Source organism: Arsenophonus endosymbiont of Aphis craccivora, from assembly GCF_013460135.1.
In the GTDB taxonomy this organism is placed as follows: domain Bacteria; phylum Pseudomonadota; class Gammaproteobacteria; order Enterobacterales; family Enterobacteriaceae; genus Arsenophonus; species Arsenophonus nilaparvatae.
The window spans coordinates 1,660,297-1,677,443 of record NZ_CP038155.1 but is presented as its reverse complement, the minus strand read 5'-3'; the positions used below and the strand labels follow the sequence as shown (position 1 = coordinate 1,677,443).

Sequence of the window (17,147 nt, the reverse complement as noted above, 5' to 3'; positions counted from 1 at the left end):
ATAGATTAAGGAATCAAATGAATGAGTGAGATAACTCACGATGGTGTAGAGCAGCAACCACTTTATACCTTTACCGAAAATGCCTATCTCAATTATTCCATGTACGTCATCATGGACAGAGCATTGCCATTTATTGGTGATGGGTTAAAGCCTGTTCAGCGACGAATTGTTTATGCCATGTCTGAACTTGGTTTGAGTAATGCCGCTAAGTATAAAAAATCAGCTCGTACAGTCGGTGATGTATTGGGAAAATATCATCCTCATGGTGATAGCGCTTGTTATGAAGCCATGGTATTGATGGCACAACCATTTTCCTATCGTTATCCATTAGTTGATGGTCAGGGAAACTGGGGAGCCCCTGATGATCCTAAATCGTTTGCTGCGATGCGTTACACCGAGTCAAGATTGTCAAAATATGCTGAAACGCTACTCAGTGAATTAGGATTGGGAACGGTATCCTGGACACCTAATTTTGATGGAACATTAACCGAACCCAAAACACTACCGGCAAGATTACCCAATATTCTGCTAAATGGCACGACAGGAATTGCCGTTGGTATGGCGACCGATATTCCGCCGCATAATGCTCGTGAGGTAGCAAGCGCGTTAATTGCTTTACTGGAAAATCCAAAAGCTGATCTTAAAATGTTGATGGGTTTTATTCCCGCTCCTGATTATCCAACAGAAGCAGAAATTATTTCATCAAAAGAAGATATTCAAAAAATTTACCAAACAGCCCGTGGTTCTATTCGGTTACGTGCTGTATGGGAAATGGATGATAGCAATGCCGTTATTACTGCACTACCTCATCAAGTTTCAGGTGCTAAGGTGTTGGAGCAGATTGCTTCACAAATGCGTGCCAAAAAATTACCGATGGTAGAAGATCTACGTGATGAATCAGATCATGAAAATCCAACACGTTTAGTGATTGTACCTAGAAGTAATCGGATTGATTTAGAACAAGTGATGACACATTTATTTGCCACGACCGATCTAGAAAGAAGTTATCGGGTCAATTTGAATATGATTGGTCTGGATAATCGTCCGGCAGTTAAAGGACTGGTAGAAATTTTAAATGAATGGTTATTATTTAGGCGAGAAACCGTACGTAATCGCTTAAATCATCGTTTAGAAAAAGTATTAAAACGCTTACATATCCTTGAGGGTTTATTAATAGCTTATCTTAATATAGATGAGGTTATCCATATTATCCGTAATGAAGATGAGCCTAAAGCAGTATTAGTGTCCAGTTTTGCGCTTTCAGAAACTCAGGCTGAATCTATTCTGGAATTTAAATTGCGTCATTTGGCTAAACTGGAGGAATTTAAATTACGTGGTGAGCAAGATGAATTAGCTAAAGAGCGTGATCAACTGCAAGCTATTTTAGGCTCTGAGCGTCGTTTAAACACCTTGATCAAGAAAGAAATTGAAACCGATGCCCAGACTTATGGTGATTATCGTCGCTCACCACTTAAGGAGCGTATTGAAGCAAAAGCCATGAATGAACATGATATTTTGCCTTCTGAGCCGGTTACTATTGTTCTTTCTGTTATGGGATGGGTGAGAAGCGCAAAAGGCCATGATATTGATCCGACTAATCTTAACTATAAAGCCGGAGATGGTTTCCGTAGCTCAGCAAGGGGCAAAACGAATCAACCGGTTGTTTTACTTGATAGTATTGGACGTAGTTATTCCCTTGATCCGCTTGATCTTCCTTCTGCCCGCGGACAAGGAGAGCCACTTACTGGTAAATTGGCATTACCACCTGGCGCAACGGTTGAACATGTATTGACTGCTCCCGAAGAACAAAAATATTTGTTAGCATCGGATGCAGGTTATGGTTTTATTTGTACTTTTAGCGATTTAGTGGCAAAAAATAAAGCAGGTAAGGCATTAATTACCTTACCTAATAATGCAAAGGTACTGGCGCCATTAGAAGTCAATAATGAACAGCAAGATTTATTATTGGCAATTACTAACGCAGGAAGAATGTTAATATTTCCTGTTAGTGATCTCCCTCAGCTCTCTAAAGGTAAAGGCAATAAAATTATTAATATTGCAGCGGCTCAATCAGCCAGCAGAGAGGATTTGCTAGTTTGGTTAATGTTTTTGCAGCCTCAGTCTTCAATTACCCTCTATTTTGGCAAACGAAAACTGAAATTAAATCCAGAAGATTTGCAAAAATATCGTGCTGCACGAGGTCGTAAAGGTTCTTCATTACCTCGTGGATTACAGAGTATTGAACGTATAGAAGTAACTCCTCCCAGTAATGGATAATTTTTGATTTTTTTATAGGTGTGTGAAGTTACTTATTACTTGAGGTAAATATGTTAGCTATTGTTCGTATTATTATTGTGATCCTATTTACGATATTGGTTTGCGTGTTAGGTTGTTTTTATTGCTTATTAAGTCCAAGAAATCCACACTATGTTATGCGCTTTGGCCGACTGTTTGGCAAATTATCTTATGTCTTTGGTATTAACATTATTAATCGGGTGCCTTCTGAAGCGAAAGATTACGGTCCCAGTATTTATATCGGTAATCATCAAAATAACTATGATATGGTAACTATGTCAAATGCAGTACAGCCAAATACCGTTACTGTTGGAAAAAAGAGCTTAGTATTTATCCCTTTTTTCGGTCAACTATATTGGTTGGCCGGTAATATTCTTATTGATAGGGCTAATCGAACTAAAGCGCACAATACCATTTCACAGGTTGTTAAGCAGATAAAAAAAAGAAAAATTTCTGTTTGGATGTTTCCTGAGGGAACCCGTAGTCGTGGTCGAGGTTTACTACCATTTAAAACCGGTGCATTTTATGCAGCAATTGCAGCTGGGGTTCCGATAGTACCAGTCTGTTTATCTGAAACAGAAGGGCGCATTAAACTGAATCGTTGGAATAATGGAGTAGTGATTGTCGAAATGCTACCGCCTATTGATACAACAAAGTATAATCGGGAAAACGTGCGTGAATTAGCAGAATATTGCCATGATTTATTCAAAGTTAAAATTGCAGAATTAAATAAAGAAGTGGCAGAAATAGAACAAAAAATGAAATAAAGGTTAAGTTCATTTTTTAAGCAAATTAGTTTCTAAATTGTCATATTTAACAATATATTAATATTTGGCATTGTATCAATCTATCGTCTTAATGGAATATAGTTATCAAACAATTGTGATAATACAATTACTAGCGGATAGTAAGATAAGGATCTTTCCTGGATGAACAATAAATGGCGCTAGCTTATTAATGATTTTGTGGAGAAGATATGTCACTAAGTCGGCGTCGATTTCTTAAGCTATCAAGTATAGCTATGAGTGTTTCTATGCTTACTGCTGCGGTTAGAGCAGAAAAAAATGAAGGGTATCCATTATTGCCAATCCCATCTTTATTGGAATCTCATGTTGGTCAACCGCTGTTTCTTACGTTGAAAAAATCTTATTGGTCTTTTGATGGTAGCCATCGCACTAATACTATTGGTTGTAATGGTTATTATTTGGGGCCAACCATTCGAGTAGAAAATGGTAGTGATTTGAAATTGGTATATAGCAATCGACTTTCTAAAGAAGTAGCTATGACAGTCAGTGGGTTGCAAGTTCCCGGAACTAAAATTGGTGGGGCGGCAAGATTAATGTCACCCAATGTTGATTGGTCGCCGGTACTGCCGATCCGTCAACCGGCTGCGACCTGTTGGTATCATGCTAATACACCTGGCAAGATGGCAAAACAAATTCATGATGGCTTGGTTGGTATGTGGATTGTGTCAGATAAAACCAGTAAGAATTTAAATATTCCTAATCATTACGGTGTTGATGATTTTCCTATTATTATGCAAGATAAACGGCTAGATAGTTTTGGCGCACCTCACTATAAAGCAACAGCTGAAGGTTTTTTAGGTGATACTTTATTAGTTAATGGTGTGCAGGAGCCGTATATTAAAGTTGCTCGCGGCTGGCTCCGCTTACGGCTGCTTAATGCATCAAATTCAAGGCGTTATATATTGGAAATCAGTGATAAGCGGCCATTTTATTTGATAGGTAGTGATCAAGGGCTGCTACCGGCTCCAGTAAGTATCGAAAGATTACCTATGGCGCCTGGCGAGCGTCGAGAAATGTTGATTGATATGTCCAAAACAGAGTTATTGACGATAACTGCTGGAAGAGCAGCAGCGGTTATGGATCGTATTAAAGGACTTTTCGAACCGTCAACTTTATTAAATTCAACCAAATTTTTAACCATTTGTTCTTCAGGATTATTATCCTTAGTAACAGATAATTTACCAGAGACTCTAGTTAATGACACGAGCCAAATCACGTCGACGATCCGTAATCGTGAAGTGATCCTTAGCAAACCTTTTGGCCTTAATGGTATGATGCGGGATGTAAATCGTATTGACTTAATCACCCAGCAGGGAGCATGGGAACGCTGGACGGTAAAAGCGCATGAGCCGCAAGCATTTCATATTGAAGGTGTTCGTTTCAAAGTTATTAATCATAATGGCGTTGTACCAGGGCCGGAAGATTATGGCTGGAAAGATACAGTATGGATCAATGGATAAAGTGAATTATTAGTTAATATGCTACAACCGTCTTATGATCATTTTCCTTTTTTGTATTTTAGTCAAAATTTAGAGAAAGCGGATAAAGGCTCAGTTGCGCAGATGGTGATCAATTCATCAACTTAATTTATTTCTATTATATAGAATATTTTGTAGCTGATTATAAAAAAGTGATTGTATTATTTTATGTTTTGTTATTTCGATTGTTATTTATTATTGAAAATTATCTATATAATAGTAATTAATAATTTGATCGTTTTTATAAAAATGTAGATTTATCGAAGAGTGATTGGATTTATTAAATGTAAAATCCAATTTTCTATTATGCCAATATGGTAACCTAATGAATATTAGTTTAATCGCAGCAATGGCGGCGGATCAGGTGATTGGTTTGGAAAATAACATGCCATGGGTGTTATCCGGTGATTTAGCCTGGTTGAAGCGTAATACGTTAAATAAGCCAGTTATAATGGGACGTATAACTTATGAATCTATAGGTAAACCTTTACCTCAACGTTTGAATATTATTCTTAGTCATACTCATTCGAGTGATGATAATGGCGTTGTTTGGGTTAACTCAGTTGATGAGGCACTAGCTGCATCAGGAGAAGCAGAAGAAATAATGATTATAGGCGGGGGAAAAATTTATGAATTATTCTTACCTCTGGCGAATTGTCTTTATTTAACGCATATAGATGCGGAAGTGATTGGTGATACCTATTTTCCTGTTTATGAGCCTAATGAGTGGGACTCTGTATTTACTGAATACCATGAAGCAGATGATAAAAATTCTCATAATTATTGTTTTGAAATATTAGAACGCCGTTCACAAAGCTAAGAGCGATTCTTGGTGGTAATAAAAAATCGAAGGCTAATACTTCGGTTTTTTATTATTAATTTGAATTAGTGGATGTTAAATATATAAATAAAAATTAAATTTGTATTCTTAATTAAATAATTTAAGTCAAATATTTATAAATAAGGGTCTATTCAAATAGTTTTTATAGCTATTATTTTAGTCATATTAAAACAAAATTAATTAATTTATTACTTATATTCCATTATTTGTTGCATAGCAAAATAAGCATAGTATTAGTTATCTTTTGGTAAATGCAGGCTGGTGAAAATATTTTTTATCTTCCCAGCGTAATAAAGTCAATTTTCCTCCCCAGCAACAACCGGTATCAAGCCCATAAATATCTTCAGGTGTTCCTTTCCCTTCAAGGGAAGCCCAATGACCAAAAATAATGGCATATTCTGGTGGTATTTTTCGCGGCAGATCAAACCAAGGCTTTAAAGGAGGAGGTGTGTTTTCAGGTTTATTTTTCCAGGTCATGTTTAACTGACCGTCAGGAAAGCAATAACGCATACGAGTCAGGACGTTAGTACTAAAGCGTAAACGGGATAACCCTGTTAAATTGGGTGACCAGTTGTTCGGTATATCGCCATACATGGAGTCGATAAATAAAGGATAGCTATCACTACTAAGAATAGCCTCTACTTCTTTGGCACACATCTGTGCTGTTGCTAAATCCCATTGTGGTGTGATCCCAGCATGTGCCATGATGATTTTTTTCTTATTGTCAACTTGTAATAATGGTTGACGTCGTAACCAATTAACTAATTCATCAGCATCAGACGCTGTCAGTAATTTTTTCAGTTTGTCTTTGGGTTTATTATGGCTAATATTGGCATATACACCGATAAGGTGGAGATCATGATTACCTAGTACCATTCTTACGGATGAGCCTAATGTTTTAATGTAACGTAAAACTTTGAGTGAATCCGGGCCTCGGGATACTAGATCACCGGTGAGCCATAAAACATCCTTTTGTGGTTCAAATTTCACTTGTTTGAGAAGTGCTTTAAGTTCACGATAGCAACCGTGAATATCTCCTATAAGATAAGCAGCCATAATTAGTTTATAACTGTTGGGATAGCAAGACGAAAGACTGGGATATCAACATAAAAATTTTTACCATCATTATCTAACATCACATAATGGCCCTCCATGGTTCCCATTGGCGTTTCTATAATAGCACCACTGGTATAACGAAATTCGGCGCTTGGTTGAATGATAGGTTGCTCTCCTACCACACCCTGTCCTTGTACTTCGGTACGTTTACCATCACTATTGGTAATTAACCAATAGCGACTTATTAGCTGTACCGGCGTGCGGCCTAGATTGCGAATAGAAACCGTATAGGCAAAAACAAATCTGGCTTCTTCCGGGAAAGATTGATTTTCAATATAGACACTTTGAACTTGTATACAGATGTTAGGTTCATTTAGCATAGTGCCCCCAAAGTTTATCACTATTAGCGAGAGGTTTTAGCCAATTTGCTGGCTAACTTGCAATAATTTTCTACTGAAATATTTTCAGCGCGACAATTTGGATCAATACCTAATTGCTCAAAATCTTGCACGCTAAATAAATCACTTAAACTATTACGAATAGTTTTACGTCGTTGATTAAATGCCTGTGTAGTAATACGACTTAATAATTTGACATCACAAATAGGGTAAGGGTTTCGTTGATGAGGAATTAAACGCACGACAGCTGAATCCACTTTTGGCGCAGGTGAAAAAGCCGACGGCGGTACTTCTAAGATAGGGATTATCTGACAATAATATTGCGCCATAACGCTAAGGCGACCATATGCTTTAGTATTCGGTCCTGCGACTAAGCGATTTACAACCTCTTTTTGTAGCATAAAATTCATGTCAGCAATAGCATTAGTATATGTAAAAAGATGGAACATTAGCGGAGTTGAAATATTGTAAGGAAGATTACCGAACACTCTAAGGGGTTGACCCTTTTCTTTCGCTATTGCGCCAAAATCAATCGTCATTGCATCGTTTGCTATAATTGTTAGTTTAGCACTTAGCGCAGGGTGTGCCGCTAAACGGGCGGCCAGATCACGATCTAACTCGATTACCGTCATATTCTCTATAAGTGCACTAATAGGTAATGTTAGGGCGCCTAGACCCGGGCCAATTTCAACAATAGCTTGATCAGGCTTTGGGTTAAAAGCAGTAACCATATTGTCAATAATAAATGGGTCAGTTAAAAAATTTTGCCCAAAGCGCTTACGGGCAAAGTGCCCTTGATGGATTCGTTTATTCATTGTTATTTTGTATCATGCTAATAGCTAATTTTAAGGCGGTTATAAAACTGTTAACATCTGCTTGCCCACTTCCTGCTAGCTCTATCGCTGTACCATGGTCAACCGATGTACGAATAAAGGGTAAGCTTAAAGTAATGTTTACCGCGTGGCCAAAACCTTGATATTTTAGCACAGGCAGACCTTGATCGTGATACATAGTTAAAATCACATCAGCTTGGTTCAGATATTTGGGTTGGAATAGAGTATCCGCCGGGAAAGGGCCATAAAGCTGCAATCCTTCATGACGCAATTTCTCGATAACTGGGATTATAGTATCGATTTCCTCATGTCCCATATGTCCGCCTTCGCCGGCATGAGGATTTAATCCACAGATATAGATGGCGGGTGTTGTAATGCCAAATTTAGATTTTAATTCTTCATTTAAAATATAAATAACTTCTTGTAGGCTTTGAAAAGTAATTGCAGCGGGAACCTGTTTGAGAGGTACATGGGTTGTTGCTAGCGCAACACGCAATGTTTCTGTCGCTAACATCATGACGACTTTTTTTGTTTTACTTCTGTCAGCAAAAAATTCAGTATGCCCGGTAAAGGGAATACCTGCATCATTGATAATTCCTTTATGAACAGGGCCGGTAACTAATCCTGAAAATTCACCAGTCATACAGCCATCGCAGGCGCGGCTAAGTGTTTCTATTACATAAGTGCTATTTCGTTTATTAAGTTGGCCTGCTTTAACCGGCGCAGGTAATTTTATTGGTAACACGGTCAATGTTTTGGCATCTTGGTTGTTATTCGGAGTTCCTGGCGAATAAATAGTTAATTCTAATTCTAAGCCGAGTTGATCGGCTCGGCTTATTAGCAGGTCTGGATCAGCACAAGCAACTAATCTAACCGGCCAATTTTGTTGAGCGAGTTGGATCAAAAGATCAGGGCCTACCCCGGCCGGTTCACCGGGGGTGAGAACGATAGTATTAGTTTTTTTTTCCATAAAGATTACTGTGCATCGCTATCATTAAGAATTTTTACATAGGCAGATGCGCGTAGTTCTTGCATCCAAATTTGCGCTTCTTCGTTAAATTTACGATTGAATAATAGACGATAGGCATGATCTTTCTGGGCTACATCGGTTTTATCTACTTGGCGAGTATCTTCCAGCTGAATAAGATGCCAGCCAAAAGAGGACTGGATTGGTTGACTTGTTTCACCTTTATTTAAACGCATTAAACCATCACGAAATGCTTGATCATAAACATTGGGCATATTCCAGCCAAGTTCACCGCCACGTAATGCAGAGCCAGGATCTTGTGAATATTTTTTAGCTGCTTCGGCAAAGGTTAGTTGACCCGTTTTAATTTGCTGTGCAATTTGTTGTATTTTTCCATATGCCTGTTCGCTATTCATAATAGGTGAAAATTTAATAATTATATGGCGAGCTTTCACTTCGGTAACCGAAATCGGCATATTGACACTTTGTATATCATTAAGTTTTAGGATATGAAAACCGACACTAGAACGTATAGGTCCAATGATATCGCCTTTTTTAGCATGCTGAATTCGTTGAGCAAAAACGGTTGGCAATTCTTCAACTTTACTCCAGCCCATTTGCCCGCCTTTTAAAGCATTAGGATCGGCAGAGTAAGTAATGGCCAGCTTACCAAAATCAGCGCCTTGCTTTAATGGGGCGATAATTTTATTTACCGTAGCCATCGCTGATTGACTTTGTTCATTAGTTGGATTTTTTGGTAATGGGATCAAAATATGGCTTAAGTTAACAGTAGCATCTTGTCCAGCTTGTGAATTAAGTTGGGCAGCCAGTGAGTCTACTTCTTGCGGCAGAACGGTTATCCGTCGACGAACCTCATTATTACGTACTTCTGCGATCATCATTTCTCTACGAACATCGCTGCGGTAATTTTGTATATTGATACCATCCATTGACAATCGTTGTTGTAGTTGGCCAACCGTTAATCTATTTTGGGCTGCAATATTGGCGATAGTAGCATCTATTGCTTGATCAGGGATCTGGATCTGCATTTTTTCGGCTATTTGCATAATAATTTTGTCAATGATCAAGCGTTCTAATATTTGGTGACGTAATGCATTTTCATCAGGAATTTGTTGTCCTGCATTTCTGGCGTTTATTCTTACTATATCTAGCATATTATCTACGTCACTTTGTAGCACAACGCCATCATTAACAATAGCAGTCACTTTATCCAATGGTTGTGGCGCGGCCAGTGTGGTAGTGCTAACAGTGAACAACAAGCCAATAATCAGTTTTCTCCAATAATTCATAAAGTTCTCATTTTGTTCGATTATATTAAGGTTTGATCCTATTTCAGGTTTCTTCTATTTGATAGTTGAAAATATCAATTTTATTAGAAGGCTCTTTGAGAAGGTAAAATACCACTAGCAAGCATATCCTGACTTCCCAAATTATGATTATTATTTAGGCCTCTTAGTTCCACATTGATTGACCAGCGATTATCATAGTCACTATTGAAGTTTTGTTGTTGCCAGCCGACGATTTTATGCTCATAGCCCATATTAATTGACCAGCAGCACGTACTATATTGTAAACCGATTAATCGACTGGCGGGTTGGTTTTCTTTTAGATCATGATAGTATGAGCCAACAAAACCCCAGCGATCACCTAAAGGCCAACTCACGACCACCCCCATTTGAGAAATTCCTTTTTGAAAGGCTGGTGCGCTTCTAACTGTTGCTTGAATATAATCGCGATCGACAAAGCGGTAATTTAGCTGAATTAAACGATCTGAATCCAGGCGATATTCGGTCACAACATTCCCCATTGTAATATCACCCAGCCGTCTATCATACTGGAGCCCACCACGCAGTCCCCAGTTATCCGTTAAGCGTAAATAAGTATCACCGGCCCATAATGATGAACCGGTATTACTTTTATCTTCAATTGGTAAATTGGAATCTTCAGTTCTGGACCGCTCAAAATAGTATATTTGTCCGACAGAAAAATTAAAACGTTCGGTTAATTCTTCATCATAAATACGCGTAGTGATACCGGTCGTTAATTGGTTAGCTGAAGCGATACGATCTAAGCCGCTATAAATGCGGTTACGAAATAAACCGTTATAGTCAGCCTGTAGCAGGGATGAATCATAATTATTAATATCACTTTGGTCGCGATAAGGTATATAAAGATATTGCACCCGAGGTTCTAACGTTTGTACATAATTGCTATTTGTCAGCAGGTCACGTTCGAAAACCAGTTTCGCATCAGAAGTTACTGACGGTAAGACACGAGTAACATGTTTTTTTAGCGTGCCATTAGCCAATTTGTCAGGGATATCCTGATCATAATAAGTTGCCATTACCCTTACAGTATTGTTAATACTGGCCCAATCATTTGCTAGTGGTAGGTTCAATTCTGGCTCGATATGTAACCGAGTGGCATCATGATTATTGGCCCCAACACTAGTAATATGCGCTGCTTGGGCATAAGTTTTCAGATCAAATGGCCCCAGATCATATTTATAAAAATTTAGGTCTAATTGCGGTTCAGTTTTGTAAGCTTTACTATTCGGTGAATCGACAAAAACCTGAAACTGTTTATGTGTTAAGGTTGCATTACAGTTAGGTTGTGCATAACCGACACTGAATTTCTGAGTGACATAGCCGTCAGTACTATTACCATATTTAGAGGTAAAATCGGTGAAATATTTTGGATCACTGACTTTGGTATAATCGATATTAAAACGCCATACTTGATTGAGTACGCCCGAATGACCCCAATATAGAAGCCAGCGATCATCACTATCACGAGCGGGATACTTGCCACTATTTTTATCTTTAATATAACTGCGGTCGTGTTTTAGCCAATCAACGGCAACGGTACCGGTTCCAGCAATTGTCAGATCACGAAACTCGTTATTCAGTTTTACGCCACGAAAGGTCATAAATTGTGGTGTAATGGTTGCATCGTAGTTAGGTGCAATATTCCAGTAAAAGGGTAGCGCAAAGTCTAAGCCTGAACCTTTAGAATAACTACCATGAGGTAGTAGAAAACCGGATCGACGTTTATTGCCAATCGGTAATTTTAAATAAGGGCTATAAAAAACAGGTACATTAGCAATGCGAAAACGTGCATTCCATATTTCGGCAACCTGTTCTTGGCGGTCTAAAATAACTTCTGAGCCAACAACGCTCCAGCTATCATTACCTGGAAGGCAGGCAGTAAACATGCCTTTTTCTAAAATGGTGTATCGATTTTCTCCGCGTAATTTCATTTTATTTGCGTAGCCGAGACCCTGACGCCCGACCATCAAATAGTCACCTTTTTCGACATCGGTATCTTTATTACTAAGATTTGACCATGCCTTTGGCCCTTTTAGGATGATTTGTGGATCATCATAATGTACATTTCCTGTTGCTACTACCGTACGTAATGGATTTTTACTTGTCGTCTCTGTTTGGGTCAATTTAACTTCATCGGCGGTGAGAGTCTGGTTACCTTGTTGAATATCTACATTATCTTTATACTCGATGAAATGAGGATATTCACCAGCCACATCTTTTGCGGTGATATGGATGGGTAGATCATTGGGATTACCTTTCACGATGGGTTTAGTATATACCGGTACCCCTAGCATGCATTGTTCTGTTAGATCAGCATGGGCCTGTTGGCTATGAATAGCTATCCAAATCATGGTAGCAAGTAGTGTCGGGTGACTTTTTTTCATCATTCTGTATGTAGTTCCTTCATCGATATTATCGTGTAGGCAAAAGTTCAACAATTAACGTACTTAACGGCTCTTGTCTGTATAAAACCATCAGCTATATATTCAGGTTATTAGGCACAGAGTATAATGAGTAGTATGATAATGCAAAATTATACTCAGGGCATTGGGGAATTGAGAAGTTTATGCGGTATTGGGGAAAAATTATTGGTGTTATGTTGGGGATCATGTCTGGCACTCATATTTGGGGTGTTATCATCGGTTTCATTATCGGTCATGCATATGATAAAGCATCAGAACAGCAAAATTTAGAGAAAACAGGCACTAAGCAGAGCCGTCAGGCACTTTTTTTTGTCAGCACATTTCAGATTTTAGGCCATTTAACGAAAGCAAAAGGCCGAGTCACTGAAGTTGATATTCAACTAGCAAAAAACCTGATGGATAGAATGCAGTTGCATGGTGATGCCAGAATTTCAGCACAAAATGCATTTAGAGAAGGTAAGGAACAAAATTTTCCTCTCAGACAAACGCTGAAAAAATTACGCCGAGCTTGTTTCGGTCGATTTGATCTTATCCAGATGTTTCTGGAAATTCAAATACAAGCTGCTTTTGCCGATGGAGCTTTACATCCAAATGAGCGAAAAGTACTGTTTATTATTGCTGAAGAGTTAGGCATTTCATATAATCAGTTTGAACAATTCTTACATATGATGGAAGGCGGTCGACGGTTTGAGCATAGTAGTAACTATTCTTATGGTTCCAATCGCTATCGACATACTGCGCAAGGACCAACATTAGCGGATGCTTGTAAGGTATTAGGTGTGCAACCTGATGATGAACAAACCAAAATTAAACGTGCTTATCGTAAATTAATGGCTGAACATCATCCAGATAAATTGGTTGCTAAAGGATTACCACCAGAAATGATGGAAATTGCCAAACAAAAAGCACAATCCATTCAATTAGCTTATGATTTAATTAAAAAAGAGCGTCACTTTAAATAGTATATAATATTAAACGTTAGTTGAATAAATTTTCCAGCTGTTAAAAATCGGCTTTACACGTGAAGTGGATAGGTGACCCATAAACTGGGTGCGTAATGTAAAGCGCTTCTGCGTGTAATTGTAAACGTGAAGAGAGTATTAGCGCTGCTTGATGAGCATAGAATCGATCACCAATAATAGGATGACCCAGTGACAGCAAATGAACACGTAGTTGATGTGAGCGACCTGTAATCGGAACAAGTTTAACTCGCGTTGTTTGTTCTTCATAAGCTAACACTTCGTATTTAGTTTGTGCTTGTTTACCGGTTGTAAAGCACACTTTTTGTTTAGGCCGATTAGGCCAATCGCAGATCAGAGGCAGATCAATAAGTCCTTTTTTATTGGTAATATGACCCCAAACCCTTGCTTGATAAATTTTTTGTGGCTCTCTTTCACGGAATTGACGTTTTAACTCTTTTTCTGCGCTTTTATTCAATGCCACGACCATAACTCCGCTGGTTGCCATATCAAGGCGATGAACAGATTCAGCTGTTGGAAAATCCGCCTGAACCCGTGTCATAATACTGTCTTTATGTTCGGCGGCTTTACCAGGTACTGATAACAAACCACTAGGTTTGTTCACCACAATAATATGCTGATCTTGATAAATAACGTGTAGCCAGGGATCGATAGGCGGATTGTAAAACATATCAGTTGCTCCAACGTGGCCAAAAACTTTATTGTTTCTGGTGATAAATAATTACTGATGGGTAACAGTCACCAGGCGTATAGAATCTAATCGCCAATTAGCTTGATCAATATTGAGCAATAATTGTTGGCGTTCATATTCAATAGCGCTTAATTCATCAGGACGAATATTCGGATTGACAGATTTTAATGCCTCTAATCGCGAATACTCTAACGATAATATTTTATCCGCTTGTGTTTTTGCTTCGGCAATCAACATACTTGCTTCTTTTTCTATTATGGCTTTAGAAAGTTTCAGTATGTTATGTACCTATTTTTGTACGGCATTTACCAGTTTACTACTAGTATGGCGATTCACAGTATTTAGCTGACGATTAAAACTTTCAAATTCTACTTGCTTAGCCAGATCATTACCTTTTAAATCCATTAGAATACGAATTGGCGTTGGCGGTAAAAAGCGAGTGACTTGTAGATTTTTGGGTGCTTGTGCCTCAACAACATAAATTAATTCAGTAAGTAGTGTAACGACTGGTAAGGTTTTATTTTTCAATAAAGACACAGCACAACTGCCAATTTCGCCAGAAAGGATCAAATCCATACCATTACGAATAATCGTGTGTTCCCAGCTAATAAATGCGGTATCTTCTCTAGACAATGCTTGAGTACGATCGAAGGTAATAGTACAACCATCTTGCGGCAAGTCAGGAAAATCAGGTATCAACATATGTTCAGCAGGCGTAAGAACGATCAGATTATCACTGCGATCTTCTTGGTTAATACCAATGATATCGAACAAATTTAATGAAAAATTAATCAAATCAATACTATTATCTTGTTCTGCAATTTGTTTGGCTAAATCTTGACCAATTTCGCCACCATTAGAATTCATTTCTAATAAGCGATCGCGCCCTTGCTCTAATTGGGTTTTGAGTTGGTTATGTTTAGCTCGGCAAGCTTTAATAAAATCGTCAAAGTTATCAAGGACGGTGGGTTTAGCCAAATACTCAACCAGTTGCTGATAATATTGATCATAAATAGCGCGACCAGTTGGACAAGTATACTCAAAGGCATCAAGCCCCTCATGATACCAACGTAGCAAAATAGCTTGGGCAGTATTTTCAAGGGAAGGTACGCTAATTTGGATATCCCGATTTTGACCGATACGATCCAGACGCCCAATTCTTTGCTCAAGCAAATCAGGATTAAAAGGCACATCAAACATAACTAACTGGTTGGCGAATTGGAAATTACGTCCTTCAGAGCCAATTTCAGAGCATAGTAATACCTGGGCACCTTGTTCTTGGGAGGCAAAATAGGCAGCCGCCCGATCCCGTTCGAGTAATGATAGATTTTCATGAAAAACGGCCGCTCTGATCGCTTCTTTTTCTCTTAGTACCTGTTCCAATTGTAAGGCAGTAGTTGCTTGAGAGCAGATAACTAAAACTTTTTCTTGCCGATGAGTTGTTAAGAAATGCTTTAGCCATTCAACCCGGGGATCAAAATTCCACCAAGTTGCATTTTCACCTTCAAACGTCTGATAGATTTGTTCAGGGTAGAGCATCTCCCGCGCACTGATATCAACGGATTTCTGAGCATTCATGATGCCAGCAACTTTAATCGCCGTTTGGTACTGTGGGGGTAAAGGTAATTTAATAGCGTGTAATTCACGCCGAGGAAAGCCTTTAACGCCATTACGGGTATTGCGAAATAGTAAACGGCTCGTTCCATGACGATCCATCAACATGGTAATCAATTCGCGACGTGCTTTTTTACTTTCTTCATTATCACTGTTACTGGCTTTAAGAAGAGGCTCAATATCCTGCTCCTTAATTAATTCTGTTAGTAAATTTTGCTGCTTATTATTTAATTTTTCACCAGAAAGGAACAAACTAACGGCTTCGGCAACCGGGCTATAATTTTGTTGTTCTTCAATGAAGTGTTGATAGCTATGAAAGCGATTAGGATCCAGTAAACGTAGGCGAGCAAAATGGCTCTCTTGACCCAGCTGTTCAGGGGTAGCGGTTAATAACAGCACTGAAGGAATTTGCTGAGCCAGCGTGTCGATAGCTTGGTATTCGCGGCTAGGCGACTCTTCACTCCATATCAGGTGATGGGCTTCATCAACAACCATCATATCCCAGCTGGCTTCTAGCAGATGATCAAAACGTTTTTTATTGCGGCGAACGAAATCAAGAGAACAGATGACCAGCTGCTCTGTTTCAAAAGGATTCTCACTATCGTGTAATGATTCGGTATAACGGCTGTCATCAAACAGCGAAAAACGCAAATTAAAACGACGTAGCATTTCGACGAACCATTGGTGTTGCAAACTTTCAGGTACGATAATCAGTACTCGTTCAATACGTCCAGCAAGTAACTGTTGATGAATGATCATTCCTGCTTCAATAGTTTTGCCTAATCCAACTTCGTCCGCTAATAAAACACGTGGATGGTGGCTTTTACCTACTTCTTGAGCAATATAAAGTTGGTGAGGGATCAAATTGGCACGCATACCTCTTAGTCCACCGATTTGGTGACCAAAGTGTTGGTATTGGAAACGCAAGGCGCTATAGCGTAATGCAAAACAATCCATTCGATCAAGTTGACCGGCAAACAAACGATCTTGTGGTTTATTAAAAGTTAACTTGCTATCAAGAAACACTTCGCGCAGGCTGACGTTTTTTTCATCAGAATCGATACGAGTTCCTGTATAGACAAGTACTCCCTCGTCTTGTTGTACATTTTCAACTCTCAACTGCCAGCCTTCATGGCTGGTGATCAGATCGCCTTCATTAAACATAACGCGTGTAATTGGTGCATTATTTATTGCATAAAGGCGATTTTCTCCACTTGCAGGGAAAATTACTGTAACCATGCGGCTATCAATAGCTACCACGGTACCTAATCCAAGTTCACTTTCTGTATCGCTTATCCATCGTTGACCAAGAATAAATGGCATAAATTTTAACTCAGTTTATCCGTATATTTGAGAAAATTATGGGTTGTTCATTTTGAAGAGAGTAATTATATTAATCATAAAACAATATCTTAA

General features: G+C 38.6%; 11 protein-coding genes and 2 pseudogenes. 5 read left to right on the top strand and 8 right to left on the bottom strand.

Annotated elements, in window-relative coordinates; genetic code table 11:
* Positions 1-21 precede the first annotated feature (21 nt).
* The 4 genes and pseudogenes from parC (at position 22) to folA (ending at position 5,399) form a co-directional block, all read left to right on the top strand.
* Positions 22-2,277: a DNA topoisomerase IV subunit A gene (gene parC / locus E3U36_RS08535; protein ID WP_180816248.1), complete on the top strand. Its 2,256-nt coding sequence runs from the start codon at positions 22-24 to the stop codon at positions 2,275-2,277.
* Positions 2,278-2,327: 50 nt separating this feature from the next.
* Entirely contained in the window at positions 2,328-3,062 is a 735-nt protein-coding gene (locus tag E3U36_RS08530) for a 1-acylglycerol-3-phosphate O-acyltransferase (RefSeq protein WP_180816247.1), read from the top strand.
* A gap of 209 nt (positions 3,063-3,271) precedes the next feature.
* Positions 3,272-4,687 (top strand): annotated as a pseudogene (ftsP, locus tag E3U36_RS08525) (cell division protein FtsP).
* Positions 4,688-4,904: 217 nt separating this feature from the next.
* Positions 4,905-5,399, top strand: coding sequence for a type 3 dihydrofolate reductase (gene folA, locus E3U36_RS08520; protein ID WP_180816246.1), 495 nt, complete (start codon positions 4,905-4,907; stop codon positions 5,397-5,399).
* Positions 5,400-5,657: 258 nt separating this feature from the next.
* Here folA and apaH read toward each other — a convergent pair whose 3' ends face one another.
* The 6 genes from apaH to lptD all read right to left on the bottom strand — a co-directional run bounded on the left by apaH (position 5,658) and on the right by lptD (position 12,407).
* On the bottom strand, positions 5,658-6,476 hold the full coding sequence (apaH, locus tag E3U36_RS08515) for a bis(5'-nucleosyl)-tetraphosphatase (symmetrical) ApaH (protein WP_180816245.1): 819 nt from the start codon (positions 6,474-6,476) through the stop codon (positions 5,658-5,660).
* A gap of 2 nt (positions 6,477-6,478) precedes the next feature.
* Positions 6,479-6,856 carry a Co2+/Mg2+ efflux facilitator ApaG/CorD gene (gene apaG / locus E3U36_RS08510; RefSeq protein ID WP_180816244.1) on the bottom strand — a complete coding sequence of 126 codons (378 nt, stop codon included), beginning with the start codon at positions 6,854-6,856 and terminating at the stop codon, positions 6,479-6,481.
* A gap of 23 nt (positions 6,857-6,879) precedes the next feature.
* Positions 6,880-7,689 carry a 16S rRNA (adenine(1518)-N(6)/adenine(1519)-N(6))-dimethyltransferase RsmA gene (gene rsmA / locus E3U36_RS08505; protein ID WP_180816243.1) on the bottom strand — a complete coding sequence of 270 codons (810 nt, stop codon included), beginning with the start codon at positions 7,687-7,689 and terminating at the stop codon, positions 6,880-6,882.
* On the bottom strand, positions 7,682-8,677 hold the full coding sequence (gene pdxA, locus E3U36_RS08500; RefSeq protein ID WP_180816242.1) for a 4-hydroxythreonine-4-phosphate dehydrogenase PdxA: 996 nt from the start codon (positions 8,675-8,677) through the stop codon (positions 7,682-7,684). Before pdxA ends, rsmA begins: the two co-directional genes overlap by 8 nt.
* Positions 8,678-8,682: 5 nt before the next feature.
* Complete coding sequence (gene surA, locus E3U36_RS08495) at positions 8,683-9,984, bottom strand: peptidylprolyl isomerase SurA (RefSeq protein ID WP_180816241.1); 1,302 nt, start codon at positions 9,982-9,984, stop codon at positions 8,683-8,685.
* 83 nt (positions 9,985-10,067) lie between these two features.
* Positions 10,068-12,407 (bottom strand): LPS assembly protein LptD, encoded by a 2,340-nt coding sequence (gene lptD / locus E3U36_RS08490; RefSeq protein WP_180817595.1) that lies wholly within the window; start codon positions 12,405-12,407, stop codon positions 10,068-10,070.
* Positions 12,408-12,589: 182 nt separating this feature from the next.
* Between lptD and djlA the strand changes: the two genes are divergently transcribed.
* The gene (gene djlA / locus E3U36_RS08485) at positions 12,590-13,408 is read left to right on the top strand and encodes a co-chaperone DjlA (RefSeq protein ID WP_180816240.1); all 819 of its coding nucleotides are present in this window, start codon (positions 12,590-12,592) and stop codon (positions 13,406-13,408) included.
* Positions 13,409-13,448: 40 nt separating this feature from the next.
* On the opposite strand, the gene rluA is transcribed toward djlA, so the two are convergent.
* Both rluA and rapA read right to left on the bottom strand, forming a co-directional pair.
* Positions 13,449-14,096 carry a bifunctional tRNA pseudouridine(32) synthase/23S rRNA pseudouridine(746) synthase RluA gene (gene rluA / locus E3U36_RS08480; protein WP_180816239.1) on the bottom strand — a complete coding sequence of 216 codons (648 nt, stop codon included), beginning with the start codon at positions 14,094-14,096 and terminating at the stop codon, positions 13,449-13,451.
* 51 nt (positions 14,097-14,147) lie between these two features.
* Positions 14,148-17,054: pseudogene (gene rapA / locus E3U36_RS08475) on the bottom strand (RNA polymerase-associated protein RapA).
* Positions 17,055-17,147: the final 93 nt, after the last annotated feature.